The sequence below is a fragment of the Ruegeria sp. HKCCA0370 genome (assembly GCF_013033705.1).
Taxonomy (GTDB): domain Bacteria; phylum Pseudomonadota; class Alphaproteobacteria; order Rhodobacterales; family Rhodobacteraceae; genus Ruegeria.
On the sequence record NZ_WQEP01000001.1, the window covers coordinates 863,138 to 878,012 of the forward strand.

The 14,875-nt window shown below is 57.0% G+C and carries 14 protein-coding genes; 5 read left to right on the forward strand and 9 right to left on the reverse strand.

The annotated features are described in order from the left end of the window. Positions 1–5 precede the first annotated feature (5 nt). On the forward strand, positions 6–1,214 hold the full coding sequence (locus tag GOW31_RS04340) for a beta-ketoacyl synthase (RefSeq protein ID WP_152458002.1): 1,209 nt from the start codon (positions 6–8) through the stop codon (positions 1,212–1,214). Positions 1,215–1,265: 51 nt separating this feature from the next. On the opposite strand, the gene GOW31_RS04345 is transcribed toward GOW31_RS04340, so the two are convergent. Next, entirely contained in the window at positions 1,266–1,844 is a 579-nt protein-coding gene (locus GOW31_RS04345) for an invasion associated locus B family protein (RefSeq protein ID WP_171115889.1), read from the reverse strand. A gap of 448 nt (positions 1,845–2,292) precedes the next feature. Here GOW31_RS04345 and GOW31_RS04350 point away from each other — a divergent pair, with 448 nt between their 5' ends. After that, complete coding sequence (locus tag GOW31_RS04350) at positions 2,293–3,840, forward strand: helicase HerA-like domain-containing protein (RefSeq protein WP_171168144.1); 1,548 nt, start codon at positions 2,293–2,295, stop codon at positions 3,838–3,840. Positions 3,841–3,872: 32 nt separating this feature from the next. Here GOW31_RS04350 and GOW31_RS04355 read toward each other — a convergent pair whose 3' ends face one another. The 7 genes from GOW31_RS04355 to GOW31_RS04385 form a co-directional block, all read right to left on the reverse strand. Further along, entirely contained in the window at positions 3,873–4,127 is a 255-nt protein-coding gene (locus GOW31_RS04355) for a hypothetical protein (RefSeq protein WP_171115893.1), read from the reverse strand. 181 nt (positions 4,128–4,308) lie between these two features. Beyond that, positions 4,309–5,622 carry a branched-chain amino acid ABC transporter permease gene (locus GOW31_RS04360; RefSeq protein ID WP_171168146.1) on the reverse strand — a complete coding sequence of 438 codons (1,314 nt, stop codon included), beginning with the start codon at positions 5,620–5,622 and terminating at the stop codon, positions 4,309–4,311. Beyond that, positions 5,619–6,629: a branched-chain amino acid ABC transporter permease gene (locus GOW31_RS04365; RefSeq protein ID WP_171168148.1), complete on the reverse strand. Its 1,011-nt coding sequence runs from the start codon at positions 6,627–6,629 to the stop codon at positions 5,619–5,621. Before GOW31_RS04365 ends, GOW31_RS04360 begins: the two co-directional genes overlap by 4 nt. Before the next feature lie 209 nt (positions 6,630–6,838). Continuing rightward, positions 6,839–7,168, reverse strand: coding sequence for a hypothetical protein (locus tag GOW31_RS04370; RefSeq protein WP_171168150.1), 330 nt, complete (start codon positions 7,166–7,168; stop codon positions 6,839–6,841). A gap of 328 nt (positions 7,169–7,496) precedes the next feature. Continuing rightward, the gene (locus GOW31_RS04375; RefSeq protein ID WP_171168152.1) at positions 7,497–8,327 is read right to left on the reverse strand and encodes an ABC transporter ATP-binding protein; all 831 of its coding nucleotides are present in this window, start codon (positions 8,325–8,327) and stop codon (positions 7,497–7,499) included. Next, entirely contained in the window at positions 8,324–9,112 is a 789-nt protein-coding gene (locus GOW31_RS04380) for an ABC transporter ATP-binding protein (RefSeq protein WP_152457994.1), read from the reverse strand. The genes GOW31_RS04375 and GOW31_RS04380 overlap by 4 nt, the downstream gene beginning before the upstream one ends. A 125-nt stretch (positions 9,113–9,237) precedes the next feature. Then, positions 9,238–10,419, reverse strand: a complete 1,182-nt coding sequence (locus tag GOW31_RS04385) for an ABC transporter substrate-binding protein (protein ID WP_152457993.1) — start codon at positions 10,417–10,419, stop codon at positions 9,238–9,240. A 153-nt stretch (positions 10,420–10,572) separates the two neighbouring features. On the opposite strand from GOW31_RS04385, the gene GOW31_RS04390 reads away from it, so the two are divergent. Both GOW31_RS04390 and GOW31_RS04395 read left to right on the forward strand, forming a co-directional pair. After that, positions 10,573–11,670, forward strand: a complete 1,098-nt coding sequence (locus GOW31_RS04390) for a PQQ-dependent sugar dehydrogenase (protein ID WP_171168154.1) — start codon at positions 10,573–10,575, stop codon at positions 11,668–11,670. Positions 11,671–11,766: 96 nt separating this feature from the next. Further along, positions 11,767–12,294, forward strand: coding sequence for a GNAT family N-acetyltransferase (locus GOW31_RS04395; RefSeq protein WP_171115904.1), 528 nt, complete (start codon positions 11,767–11,769; stop codon positions 12,292–12,294). Between the two features lie 9 nt (positions 12,295–12,303). Here the strand turns inward: GOW31_RS04395 and GOW31_RS04400 are convergent, their stop codons facing one another. After that, entirely contained in the window at positions 12,304–13,308 is a 1,005-nt protein-coding gene (locus GOW31_RS04400; protein ID WP_171168156.1) for a GlxA family transcriptional regulator, read from the reverse strand. Between the two features lie 169 nt (positions 13,309–13,477). Here GOW31_RS04400 and GOW31_RS04405 point away from each other — a divergent pair, with 169 nt between their 5' ends. Next, positions 13,478–14,848, forward strand: coding sequence for a class II 3-deoxy-7-phosphoheptulonate synthase (locus GOW31_RS04405; protein ID WP_171115908.1), 1,371 nt, complete (start codon positions 13,478–13,480; stop codon positions 14,846–14,848). Positions 14,849–14,875: the final 27 nt, after the last annotated feature.

Genomic DNA, 14,875 nt, shown 5'->3' on the forward strand with positions numbered 1-14,875 from the left:
CGCTCATGAAACGTGTTGTCATTACCGGCGCAGGTACGATCAATTCACTGGGCCATTCGGTTCCTGACACCCTGGAAGCCATGCGCGAAGGCCGTTGCGGCATCTCGGAACTGGAATTTCGGGATGTTGATCGGTTGGCCATCAAAATCGGCGGGCAGGTTCGCGGCTTTGAGGCTGAAGGTCGGTTCAACCGTCAGCAGATGTCGTTGTATGACCGGTTCACTCAGTTCACTCTGACCGCCGCCAAAGAGGCCATCGATCAGTCCGGCATCGAGTTTCACGGAGAGTTGGCCGCAAAATCAGGTGTTGTTTTGGGGACCGCCGGCGGTGGCGTATCGACCTGGGATGACAATTATCGCTCGGTTTATGAGGACGGAAAGAACCGGGTACACCCGTTTGTTGTTCCCAAACTCATGAACAATGCGGCGGCCAGCCATGTTTCTATGGAACACAATCTCAAAGGCCCCAGCTTCACCGTGTCGACCGCCTGCGCGTCGTCGAACCATGCCATGGCTCAGGCCTTTCAGATGGTCCGAAGCGGCATGGCCCCGGTCATGATCACTGGCGGATCTGAATCCATGTTGTGCTTTGGAGGCGTCAAGGCCTGGGAAGGGTTGCGCGTCATGTCCAAGGATGCGTGCCGACCGTTCAGCGCCAACCGCAACGGAATGGTACAGGGCGAAGGGGCCGGTATCTTTGTTTTCGAGGAGTACGAGCACGCCCGCGCCCGTGGCGCCGAGATCATGTGCGAAGTCGTTGGTTTTGCCATGTCGTCGGATGCGGCCGATATCGTGATGCCCAGCAAGCAAGGGGCTTCAAGGGCCATGTCAGGTGCCTTGGCCGACGCCAGATTGAATGCAAGCGATGTGGGCTATATCAACGCACACGGCACCGGGACGGCCGCGAATGACAAAACCGAATGCGCCGCCGTTGCGGATGTTTTTGGGCCCCATGCTGACGACCTGATGATATCGTCGACCAAATCCATGCATGGTCACCTGATTGGTGGAACCGGCGCGGTGGAACTCTTGGCATGTATCATGGCGCTGCGGGACGGTGTGATTGCACCCACCATCGGATACGAGGAACCCGATCCGGAATGCGCGCTTGATGTTGTGCCGAACGAGGCTCGGGAAGCCAAAGTTGACGTCGCGCTCAGCAATGCGTTTGCTTTCGGCGGGCTAAATGCGGTTTTGGCGTTGAAGCGAATTTAATCAGCGAAGCGCCGCCGCAATCGGTGCGGCGGCACAATCGTAAACGCACCCTCAGTTCGCGTTGACGGTCAGAGTGTCATAGCCGGACGTAAAGCCGGACAACGACATCTCCATCTCCAGTACCTGATCAGGGAAGCGGGCCGGAACCAGCGAGAAGATCGCCTTGGTGCCAGCTTTCATTGCATCGATATCGCCTTGGCTTAGGCCCAGCTGTGCGACGCAGCCAACAGGCAGGCAATGATGATAGTTGTACAACTTGCGGGGCGCACCATCGATGGACAGGGCGAGCTGAGCTTGCAGCAGTGTTTCCAACGGAACGATCACATTCGCCCATGCAACTGCCGCGCCGCCCTCGGGCAGTCTTCCAATCGACACCTCAGCTATCGGGTCACCCTGGTTGCCCTTCAGAATCTGGACGATGGCGCACGGGTCTTCGCCTTGCTGCGCCTTGATGCAGGACAAGTCCCAGTCGCCGAACTTTTCCTTGACGAACTGTTCTCCGGGGCGCGGGCCTTCCTGACCCAAATCGAGACCGTTGTCCGGTTCGGATGTCGTTGTGTCCTGCGCATATCCTGCGCCACATAGAAGAATTGCCGCCACTGTACTTAGCGAGAGGATTTTCTTGATCATGAATGCCTCGACTTGATGCTTGAGCTTTTTGCTTCGTTTAACACTCTTCTGAACTGGTGTCAGGCACTAACAGAACGCCATGTCTGAACGTGAACGGATTCTTGCCAGAACACCAGAAACCAACTGCCCTGAGACAGAAAAAGAGAGCTGTATAAGCCAGCTCTCTTTTCCAAAAGGTTCTCCCCGTCGGACTGGCCGACTTATTTATGCGCAAACCCTACGAAAGGGGCGCAGACGGGTCAACAGCTATCCTCAAATTTTAATATTACGGTCAGAACTTTGAAACCAAATTCGAACCTGCAAAAAAGCCGTGCCCGAAGGCACGGCCAGTCGACAGGGAGGAAGTCTGCCCCACGTGAGGAAAACAAACGCGGGGCAAATTGACTATCGCAGTCAAAGGTTAACTTTGTATGCTGGTCACGGATCGGTGAAACATAAGGCAATGTTAATGGGCAAGAATATATTTTTGGGTGGCGGAGGCGAAGGCTATGGCCAGCCGCAGGAACTGGCGCTGAAATATGCGAACCGCCATGGGCTGATTGCCGGCGCCACCGGGACCGGTAAGACCGTAACGTTGCAAATCCTCGCGGAAGGCTTTTCCCAAGCCGGAGTTCCGGTGTTTTTGTCCGATGTCAAAGGCGATCTGTCGGGCCTGGCTTTGCCCGGAAGCGACGCGCATAAACTGCATCAGGCATTTATGGATCGTGCCAAACGCATTGGGTTCGACGATTTTGCCTATTCCGCCTGCCCGGTTACGTTCTGGGATCTTTTTGGCGAACAAGGCCATCCGGTGCGGACGACGGTCACTGAAATGGGCCCTTTGCTGCTGTCCCGGTTGATGGAATTGAGCGAAGCGCAGGAAGGCATCCTGAACATCGCGTTCCGCGTGGCCGATGAAGAGGGAATGCCTCTTCTGGATCTCAAGGACCTTCAGGCGCTGCTGGTCTGGATCGGCGAGAACCGGGCCCAGCTTTCATTGCGATATGGCAATGTATCGACATCCTCGATCGGCGCGATCCAGCGGCGATTGCTGGTGTTGGAAAATCAGGGCGGAACAAAGCTGTTTGGCGAACCTGCGCTGGATCTGTCCGATTTGATGTGCACCGATGAAAACGGGCAGGGGATGGTGAACATCCTTGCTTCGGACAAACTGATGGCCGCGCCACGGCTTTATGCGACATTCCTGCTGTGGCTGCTGAGCGAATTGTTTGAGGAACTTCCCGAAGTCGGTGATCCTGACAAACCCAAGCTGGTGTTCTTCTTCGACGAAGCGCATCTGTTGTTTGACGGTGCTCCGAAAGTGCTGGTGGACAAGGTCGAACAGGTTGCGCGCCTGATCCGGTCCAAAGGCGTGGGAGTCTATTTCATCACCCAGAATCCCGCCGATATTCCCGAGGATATTCTGGGGCAGTTGGGCAATCGCGTTCAGCACGCTTTGCGAGCCTTCACGGCGCGTGACCGAAAGAACCTGCGTCTGGCGGCGGAAACCTATCGCGAAAACCCCGCCTTCGACACCGAAGCCGCAATTCGTGAGGTGGGCGTTGGTGAGGCTGTCACGTCGATGCTGCAGAAAAAAGGTGTTCCCGGAATTGTCGAGCGCACATTGATTCGTCCGCCGGGTTCCCAGTTGGGGCCCATATCTGATGCGCAGCGGCGGACCATTCTCGATGCCTCGCCAATGGCGTCGAAATATGATCATGAAATTGATCGAAAATCGGCCTTTGAAATCCTCCAGGCTCGGGCTGAGGCCGCCGCCAAGGCCGCTGAACAGGCAGAGGCCGATGAATTGCTGGAGGCACAATCACCGATGGAACGAGAGTATTCTTCAGCTCGCAGATATTCAGGAAGCCGGGTTGGCAGATCCTCGTCCCGGGTGCAACGGAGGAAAGACACGTTTGCATCGGCGATGACCGACGCGGTTATCAAAGAACTGAAAGGAACGACCGGACGCCGGATCGTTCGTGGTATTCTGGGTGGATTGTTCCGCAACAGATGACGGAACGGCGCCCATCACGGGCGCCGCAATGTTTACTTCAGACGACGCTGGCCTTCCTGACGGCAGTAGGCGTCAGCCTCCGGCACGGACATTTTTGAAGCCGGGAAGTCAATCGCCCGGTCCCAGGTCACCCGGTCGTGACGGTATAGCTGACAGGTTACGACACCTTTGGGCGTTTGAACCTTGACGGGAGTTGTCTCAAGTTCTTCCGGTGTGGGAATGCAGGCGGTTGTTACGATGGCAACAACCGGAAACAGAAGCAGTGTCTTGAACCGTGGTGCTTTCATTTTTGACTCTTTTCAAAACGTGTAAATGATCGTTACAGATCGGCGTAGACGGATGTGAGTGCCGGCGACATACCGCAAAAAGAAAACACTGCGGTGTGTCCGTTTATTCAAAAAATCGTTAAGAATCAAGAAACCGCGCCGGATAAGAGGCGCGGTTTCGCTTATTGAAGGTGGAAGTGATCTATTTCTCTGGGATCAGCCCTCTTGGGCTGAATCTGAGAACAATCAACAAGATCAGACCCATCGTGAACAGGCGCATATGTGCGGCGCTGTCCAGCAGGTGGGCTTTCAATGCACTTCCGTCCGGCAAGCCGGCGGTAATGACATTCATCAGCCACAAGCCGATCGGTTCAACCTGAACCCACAGGAACCAGATCAGGAATGCGCCCAGAACGGCCCCGAAGTTGTTGCCCGAACCACCCACGATCACCATCACCCACACCAGAAAGGTAAAGCGCAGCGGTTGATACGCGCTTGGCGTCAACTGGCCGTCCAGCGTTGTCATCATCGCACCCGCGATACCGCAAACGGCCGAACCCAGTACGAATATTTGCAGATGACGACGGGTGACATCCTTGCCCATGGCCTCAGCCGCCACTTCATTGTCACGGATTGCGCGCATCATCCGGCCCCACGGGCTTTTCAGCGCCATCTGTGCCATCCAGAGCAGAACCAGAAGTACTATCATGAACAGCAGCGAATAGCCGAGTTTGACCGAGAGGGTGGACGCGGTGACGGGGTCCAACCCCAACCATTCGGCCCGCGCCAGAAAGGCCGGGTCGTTCTGCAAATCCACTTCGTAGCCCACAACGGGGGACGGGCGAGGAATGCCGTAGACATTCTTGACGCCCCGGGCCAGCCAGTCTTCGTTTTTCATGACGGCGATGATGATTTCGGCGATCCCCAATGTGGCAATCGCCAGATAATCCGAGCGAAGGCCCAGCGCCGTTTTACCGATCAGCCACGCAGCACCCGCCGCCAGCAAACCACCCGCCGGCCAGGCCAGCAGAACCGGCAGATTCAAACCTCCGATATTGCCGGCAATTGCCGGGTCGATGGCCTCGACCGCCGCAATGCTGGGATCGAACACCGCGCGATAGACAAAAAAGCCCACGACAAGAACGGCGATGATCGTCAGGGTTTGCACACTGCCTTTCGGCAGCTTTGTTGCCACCAGAACGGCGGCAACCACTGTCGCGGCACCCAGCAGCAAAGACAGAACGATGCCATAACCTCCGGCAGCCCAAGCACCGGGCGTGGGCGGCGTTGAAACCAGTACGACGGCCAGACCGCCCAAGGCGACAAAGCCCATCACGCCCACATTGAACAGACCGGCAAAACCCCATTGCAGGTTTACACCGATCGCCATGATGGCGGAAATCAGCCCCATATTCAGGATCAGGATCGCGGTGTTCCAGCTTTGCGTGAAACCGGTCAACAGGATCAGGCCGCCGACAATTGCGAACAGCAGCGTGTTTTTGACAGAGTCGGTCATACGGCCTTTCCCTTGAAAAGTCCCGTGGGCTTGAACAGAAGCACAATCAGCAGGATGACAAAGCTGACCGCGAACTTGTAATCGGTCGAGAGGAGCTGGACCAAACCTGACGGCGCCAGACTTTCAGGCGACACATAGGTCAGCACCTTCTTCCAAGCGTATGTTATCGTCACTTCGGAAAACGCGATGATAAACCCGCCTGCGATGGCGCCCAGAGGATTGCCCAAACCACCCACGATGGCCGAGGCAAAGATCGGCAGCAGAAGCTGGAAATAGACGAAGGGTTTGAAGCTTTTGTCCAGCCCGTAAAGAACGCCAGCAGTTGTGGCCAGTGCCGCAACGATGATCCATGTGATCATCACCACACGTTCCGGGTTGATGCCTGACAACAGCGCCAGATCCTCGTTGTCCGAATAGGCCCGCATCGACTTGCCCGTGCGCGTCTTGTTCAGAAACCAGAACAGCAGCGCCACGGCAACAACGGCCATGATCACCGTGATACCTTGCGACGTCTTGATGGCCAGACCCTCGCGCAGACCGGTCATCGCCTTGAAATCGCGTGCCGAAACAATGAACCGAGCCCCATCCGAGAACCGTTGGTCATCCGGCCCGATGATAAACCGGACAAGGCCGTTCATGATGAACATCACGCCCATGGAGACGATCACCAGAATAACGGGCTTTGCCTTTTGTTCACGGTAGAATTTGTAGACCAGCCTGTCGGTGATCAGCACCAGCACGATACAGCCCAGGATGGCAAAGGGCAGGGCAAGCAGGGCGGTTGGCAACGGTCCAAAGCTGATTCCGGCGGCCTGCAACCCCCATGTGACCAGTACAGCGACCATCGCGCCAAAGGCCATGGTGTCACCATGGGCAAAGTTCGAAAACCGCAGGATGCCGTAGATCAGGGTCACGCCAAGCGCGCCCAATGCCAGTTGGCTGCCATAAGCGACCGCTGGCACCAACACAAAATTCGCAAGCGCAACAAGCGCGTTGAGTAGATCCATTATTTCTTCTCACTGTCCGGGTGCGGCTTTATGGCACGACGCCGACGAAAGACACAACAATTTGGAACATGATTTTTAGGGCTTTATGCATGTTTTTATGCCGCTTGGCAGGCTTCGGACACGCTGGCAGAGGCCCCTTGGTTCTTCCCCAAAGAAAAAGACCGCGCCCCACTGAGGGGCGCGGTCCGAAATCGTGAAAGATCGCGGGGCTAGGCACCGGTTTCCGTGCATTGGCCGCGGTCATTGTGCAGAACCGGGCGGCGGATGGACAGGTTGTAGGACAGATCCGGGCTTTTGACGAAGAACGTCATGACATGCTGTTCGGTCGTCAGGATGAACGTCAAGTTGTTCAGCCCCGGAAACACCTGCGCGTCCCCGGTCGTGTCACCGAATTTGACCGATCCCTTTTGCGCACCTTCGAACCGCGTCAACCGATACTCGGTTCCATCAATTTCCGATGTACACACAAATTCGCGCTGCTGAGCGGCGGCACCGGTTGCCAGTTGTGCGGCCAGGGCGGCGATCATCCATTTTTTCATTTTGACTTCCAATTCTTGTGTCCCCAACCGGGGCGCGTTTCGGGGATTGGTTTAGGTGTTCGGGCGCAGCGATATTTTTGAAATTGGGCCTGATTAAAGCAGCAGATTGGCATTCGGCGCGTTTTCAATGTCTTTTTTCCGCAACGGCCCGCAGGAGATTAATTGATATTTTTCAGATACCTAATAAAGGTTCTCATGTCCTGAGCCTCGGTTTGAAGCACCGGTTGCCATGTTCTGGCCTTCAATTTTGCGCATTGCGATCAAGCAAAAGGACCAGCCGAGAATCTCGACTGGCCCCACATGAAAATCTGCCATTGAAAAGCGTCGATCAGCCGCCCAAAAACGACTTTCGCACCTCGGGGTCGGCCAGCAGTTCCTTGCCCGTTCCGGTATAGGCATTGCGCCCCTGAACCAGAACATATCCCTTGTCGGCAATCTCCAAGGCCTGGCGGGCGTTCTGTTCCACCATCAGGATCGGCAGGCCGGTGCGGGACACTTCGATGATCCGGTCGAAAAGTTCATCCATCACGATCGGCGAAACACCTGCCGTAGGCTCGTCGAGCATCAGCACCTTGGGCTGGGTCATCAGGGCGCGGCCCACGGCGACCTGTTGGCGTTGTCCGCCCGACAGTTCTCCGGCGGCCTGATTGCGCTTGTCGCGGAGGATGGGGAACAGGTCATAGACCTGCTCCATCGTCTGGCCGATGTCGTCGCGACGGATGAAGGCGCCCATTTCCAGGTTTTCCTCCACCGTCATCGAGGTAAAGATGTTCTGTGTCTGCGGCACAAAGCCCATGCCACGCATGACCCGATCCTGCGGGGTGAGGTTTGTAATATCCTCGCCGTCCAGACGCACAGACCCTGAACGGACATCCAGCATCCCGAACACAGCTTTCATCGCCGTAGACTTTCCCGCACCGTTGGGGCCGACGATGACTGCGATTTCACCCTTGTCCACCGCGATGGTGCAATCATGCAGGATGTCCGGCCCTTTGCCGTAGCCACCCGTCATGGTGTCGCCGATCAGAAAAGGGCCGCCCTCGACCTTATGCGTCGCACCACTTTTGCGATGGGCCGGCGTCATGGTGCCGACACCGTGCGGATTGGTGATCGAAGCGTCCTTGTTGCCCTTGTCATCCTGATAGGGGTTGTCGCTCACGCGCCTGCCTCCAGTTTGTCTTTGTTCTTCAGGCCGGTGCCCAGATAGGCTTCGATCACGTGCTCGTTCGCCTTGATCTCGTCCAAGGTACCCTCGGCCAGAACCTTGCCTTCAGCCATGCAGATGACCGGATCACAGATCTTGCCGATGAAATCCATGTCATGTTCGATGACAACGAAGGTATAGCCGCGTTCCTTGTTCAGCCGCAGGATCGTGTCGGCAATGGTCATCAACAGGGTGCGGTTCACACCCGCGCCGACCTCGTCCAGAAACACGATCTTGGCATCCACCATCATCGTGCGGCCCAGCTCCAGCAGCTTTTTCTGACCACCCGAGACCTGACCCGCCTTGTGATCGGCCAGATGTTCAATCGTCAGAAACTCCAGCACCTCATCGGCCTTGGCCTTCAACGCGCGTTCTTCATCAGCGATGCGCTTGCGGCCAAACCACGTGTTCCACAGCGACTCGCCTGATTGCGCGCCGGGCACCATCATCAGGTTTTCGCGGCAGGTCATAGACGGGAATTCATGTGCAATCTGAAACGTGCGCAACAGACCCTTGTGGAACAGTTCATGCGGGGGCAGACCGGTGATATCCTCGCCGTCCATCACCACCTTGCCGCTGGTCGGCGGCAGAACACCTGCGATCACATTGAACAGAGTGGTTTTTCCTGCCCCGTTGGGCCCGATCAGGCCGGTGATCGACCCTTTCTGGATTTCCAGCGATGCCCCGTCCACCGCATGAAATCCGCCGAAATGCTTGTGCACGTCCTCGACGACGATCATCTTTTCCCCTTGCCGCCTGTTCGGCGCTGTTGTCTCGACCCCGTTTGCCGGGTGCGGTCTTTTTTCATTGAAACAGCCCGGACACAAGGCCCGGGCTGCTTGCATTCATAGCTTTTGGCGATCAATCAACGGAAGTTGACGGTCTTGTTTTCACCGTCGGTCACTTCGATCTCACGATAGGAACCCGCGCTTTCGCCGGGGCCGATCAGCTCAACACCGGACGCACCGACATAGTCGATGTCCTGACCGTTTGCCAGCAATTCCAGACCCTTGGCCAGTTCGCCGGGATAGATCTTTTCGCCCGGAGCGTTGGCAACGTCCATGATCTTGCCGCCATAGTCGGCCGGATTGGTCGATCCGGCAGCCTGCATGGCCAGCATGAACAGAGCCGCAGCGTCATAGGATTCGGGCGAATAGGGCGACGAACCGTCGAAGCCTGCTGCCTCGGCCATGGCGAAATACTTTTCGGCGCCTTCACCGCCCGAACCGGCGATCTGACCGAACGAACCGTTCAGGTCGGGGCCGACATTGGCCGGCAGCGAGTCACCGATCATGCCGCCGGGCAGGCCAAAGGTGTCAAACGCACCGCTGTCCAGCGCCGACTGGATGATGCCCAAACCGCCCTGATCCAGATAGCCCGCAACAACCAGAATGTCGCCACCGGCCGAGGCCAGAGCACCAACTTCGGCCGAATAGTCGGCCTTGCCATCCTCGTGCGCTGCAACGATGGTCACTTCACCACCTGCTGCCTCGAAAGAGGTTTGGATCGCGTCCGCCAGACCCTTGCCGTAGTCGTTGTTGGTATAGGTCAGAGCGATCGAGTTGATGCCGCGATCCTTCAGGATATCCGCCATCACCTGGCCTTCGCGCGCATCTGAAGGCGCGGTGCGGAAGAACAGGCCGTTGTCTTCCATGGTCGACAGGCCCGGCGAGGTCGCCGAGGGTGAGATCATGACCATGCCATTCGGAATCGCGACGTTCTGAAGGATCGCACCGGTCACGCCCGAGCAATCGCCGCCTATGATGCCGGCAACACCGTCGGCAATCATGCGTTCGCCGTTCGAAGTGGCCAGACCGTTATCAATGCAGCCGGTGTCGGCGCGCGATGCGGTCACTTTGGATCCATCCAGCAGTTTTCCGGATTCGGTGACTTCCGCCATCGCCAATTCAGCGCCCGAACCCATTGCGGGTGCCAGCGATTCAATTGGGCCGGTGAAACCGAACAAAACACCAAGCGTAATGTCTTCGGCCAGCGCAGGACCGGCCAGCAAAGCGGATGCTGCAGTTGCTGTAAGCAGCTTTTTCATATGGTTACTCCCTATTGTGAACGTATTCGTTCTGGCCACGAACCTAGGCAAGCTGCCCGGAAAAGAAAAGTCCTAACGCAATCGTGCCTTTATCGATCGGAAATCTATCTGTTTTGTTAGGGTTTGCCCAAGATTGTCCGGAGAGGGGTCAACATGCTCAGAGCTGCCGCGATTCTGTTCTTCACTTTTTGCACTCAAAGCGCCTTGGCACAGGCGTTGTCGACCTCGGTCGGGAATATTGAACTTGTCGAAATGGCAGGCGGGCTGGATACGCCCTGGGCCGTAGGCATCCTGCCTGACGGCAGTTTTCTTGTCACCGAACGGGACGGAAACCTGCTGTATGTTAAGGACGGAGAGGCGAAAGCCATATCCGGCGTTCCCAAGGTTGCAGCTTCGGGGCAGGGCGGATTGCTGGACATCACGATCCCGCGCGATTTCAATCAAAGCCGCGAGGTCTTTCTGACCTTTTCAAAACCGCAAAAAGGTGGCGCAGGCACGGCTGTCACCGTCGCGCGCCTGTCTAAGAACGGCACGCGTCTGACGAATCTGCGGGTCATTTTCGAGGCTTCCCCCGGCGGATCAGGCGGGCGGCATTTCGGCTCGCGCGTTGTAGAAGCCAATGACGGCACGCTTTTTGTAACCATCGGAGACCGAGGAGATGCGCCACAGGCGCAAGATCGCTCGAACGCCATAGGGTCCGTGATCCGTATCAACCGCGACGGCTCGGTGCCGTCGGACAATCCTTTCATCGGGAAGGCAGATATCCGACCTGAAATCTGGACCTATGGGCACCGCAACCCACAGGGGGCCGATCTGGATGCGCGCGGCCGATTGTGGGTGTCTGAACACGGTGCGCGCGGCGGTGACGAGGTGAACCTTGTCAAACCCGGCGCCAATTTCGGCTGGCCGGTCATCTCGTACGGCACGCATTATTCCGGAGAGAAGATCGGCGAGGGCACCAGCAAGCCCGGTATGGAACAGCCGCGCCTGTACTGGGACCCGTCGATCGCGCCGTCGGGGTTGATGGTTTATTCCGGCGATATGTTTCCTGAATGGCGGGGCGACATTTTCGTGGGCTCGCTGAAATTCGACTATATCGCGCGGCTGTCCGGAGACCCGCTGCGCGAGGTCGAGCAGATCAAGGGCCCCGAGACCGAACGGGTCCGCGACATCGTGCAGGCCCCGGATGGGGCGATCTGGTTCATTTCAGTCGGGCAGGGCGCAGTTTACAGGATGTCTGTCAAACAGTGACATACAAGGCATGCCAGCAGACTTTACAATTCCGTTTGCGCGTTTCCATCGTCGCAGTCACTCTGTCCAACAGGTTACACGGTTAAGGGGATATCAATGAGTGATTTCGACATTGAATTGTGCACAAGTATCCCGCCAAGAACCGAGCTGAATATTATTTTGGAGCAATATTATGCTCTTATCGCTCAAAGAATGCAGGGTATGGGGTTCGAATTGGATCCTTCCGCACCGCAAAGCGCACTTGAGGAATTCTGGGCGAACACGGATGACTACATGCCTCCGAACGGATGCCTAATCGTCGCAAGAAACCGAGGTGGCAAAATCGTGGGGTGTGGAATGATGAAACGGTTTGATCAGTCTACCGGCGAGTTGAAACGTGTATTTGTAACCGAAGACGCTCGGGGTACCGGAGTCGGGCGCGCATTGATTCAAGCACGAGAACAAGCCGCCAGAGCTATGGGGCTGAAGCGGTTAATCGCAGATACACTCACCCCAAATGTGGAAATGAGGTCTTTGTATCCCAAGCTCGGGTTTGTGGAACTGGACTCTCCGATCGAGACAACAACCTACAAAGATCAGCCCATGCTCCGACCGTACTTGCACTATTTCGTCAAAGAGCTTTGACGCTGAGCCTTAGACTGACAGTCTTCCACTTTGCGCACCACGCTCGCGATAGGGCGTGGTGTTGTAATGCGCCCGGTAGCATTTCGAGAAATGGCTGGGCGAGGCGAAACCACAGGCCAGCGCCACGTTGATGACGCTCATGTCTGTCTGCATCAGCAGGTTGCGGGCCTTGTGCAGGCGCAGTTCCATGTAATAGCGCTTGGGGGAACGGCTGAGATACCGGCGGAACAGACGCTCCAGCTGGCGGGTTGACATACCCACGTCCTTGGCAAGGATCGAGGGCGAGATCGGCTCTTCGATGTTTTTCTCCATCATCAGGATAACCTGGCTCAACTTCGGATGCCGCACACCGATTCGGGTCGGAGTTGACAGGCGCTGCGTGTCCTGGTCGGTTCGAATCGAGGAATAGATCATCTGATCCGCCACCGCGTTGGCCAGATCCTCGCCATAGTCATCTGCAATCAGCTTGAGCATCAGGTCAATCGACGAGGTGCCGCCCGCAGTCGTCATGCGGCTGCCATCGATCTGAAAGACGGCTTTGGTCAGTTCGACCTCATCGAATTCCTCGATGAAACTGTCAGAGTTCTCCCAATGGATCGTTGCCTTCTTGTTGTCCAGCAACCCGGCCTTTGCCAGAGTATAGGCCGCAGTGCAGAGGCCACCGATCCGCAATCCCCTTCGGGCTTCGCGCCGCAGCCAGTTCAGCACGCGCTTGCTGGTGGCCGCCTGAACGTCCACACCACCGCAAATCAGAACAACGTCGTCTCGCTGCAGCTCTACCAGATCACTGTCAAGCTTGAACTCGGTCCCGGCCGAGCAGGTTACCGTCTCTCCGCCTTCTCCCATCAGCTTCCAGGTGTAAAGCTGTCTGTTCGCCATGCGGTTGGCGATGCGCAGACTGTCAAGCGCCGAAGCAAAGGACAGAAGCGAGAATTTGTCCAAAAGGACAAACACGAAATTCCGGGGTGGGGCCGCAGTGTCTTCCACCGTGACAACTTGGCGTTGCTCTTGCATGGCGAGATGTCCTTACTTCGCTGCTGGTCAGTTGATTATCCAGCAGCAGATTTGACAGCCACCATGATCAAAGCTTGTTTACGTCGTCAAGAGGCGCAAATGGGATATGGTCACTCTTCATTGCATTTTGTATAGAGACCACCTGAAAACTTCAGCGGAGATCAAAGCTATGACCGAATGGCAAAAATCGAACTGGCGCAACAAGCCCCGGGTTCAGATGCCAGATTATACCGACGCGGCCGCGCTGGCCAAGGTCGAGGCTCAGCTTTCAAAGTATCCCCCGCTGGTCTTTGCCGGCGAGGCGCGGCGTCTCAAACAGCATCTGGGTGCCGCCGGGCGCGGCGAGGCCTTCCTTCTGCAAGGTGGGGATTGCGCTGAAAGCTTTGAACAATTCAGCGCTGATGCGATCCGTGACACGTTCAAGGTGATGCTGCAAATGGCGATGGTTTTGACTTATGGCGCCAAGGTGCCAGTGGTCAAAGTCGGTCGTATGGCCGGGCAATTTGCCAAACCACGCAGTGCCCCGACCGAAGTCGTGAATGGTGTGGAACTGCCAAGCTACCGCGGCGATATCATCAACGAATTGGCCTTCACGCCCGAAGCCCGGATTCCGAATCCCAACAAGATGTTGCAGGCCTACACGCAAGCGGCGGCGACGCTGAACCTGCTGCGTGCGTTCTCGACCGGCGGCTTCGCGGATATGAGCCGCGTGCATGCCTGGACTTTGGGTTTCGCGGATGAACAGGACGTTCAGAAATATTCCGAGGTTGCCGATCGCATTCAGGACACCATCGACTTCATGGAAGCCGCTGGAATCACTGCGGAAACAACCCATGAATTCTCGACCGTCGAATTCTACACCAGCCACGAAGGGCTGCTGCTTGAATACGAAGAGGCACTAACGCGTCTGGATTCCACCTCGGGCAACTGGCTGGCTGGCTCTGGTCACATGATCTGGATCGGCGACCGCACCCGTCAGCCCGACGGCGCGCATGTCGAGTTCTGCCGCGGGGTTCTGAATCCGATCGGTCTGAAATGCGGCCCGACCACCACGGCCGAGGACCTCAAAGTTCTGATGTCCAAGCTGAACCCCGACAACGAAGAGGGGCGTCTGACCCTGATCGCGCGCTTCGGTGCGGGCAAGGCGGGCGAGCATCTGCCGCGTCTGATCAAGGCGGTCAAGGAAGAGGGTGCCAAGGTCACCTGGGTCTGCGACCCGATGCACGGAAATACGATCAAATCGGCCACGGGCTATAAAACCCGCCCGTTCGATTCTGTTCTGCGCGAGGTGCGTGACTTTTTCGGAGTGCATCAGGCCGAGGGAACCATCCCCGGTGGCGTGCATTTCGAAATGACCGGGCTAGATGTGACCGAATGCACCGGCGGTGTACGTGCCGTGACTGAAGAGGACCTGTCGGACCGCTACCACACCGCTTGCGATCCGCGCTTGAACGCGTCGCAGTCGCTGGAACTTGCGTTCCTGGTGGCGGAAGAGTTGACCAACCTGCGCCGCAACGGTTCGAAACGCGCGGTAAGCTGAGCGCATCTGTAACAATGACAACAGCGG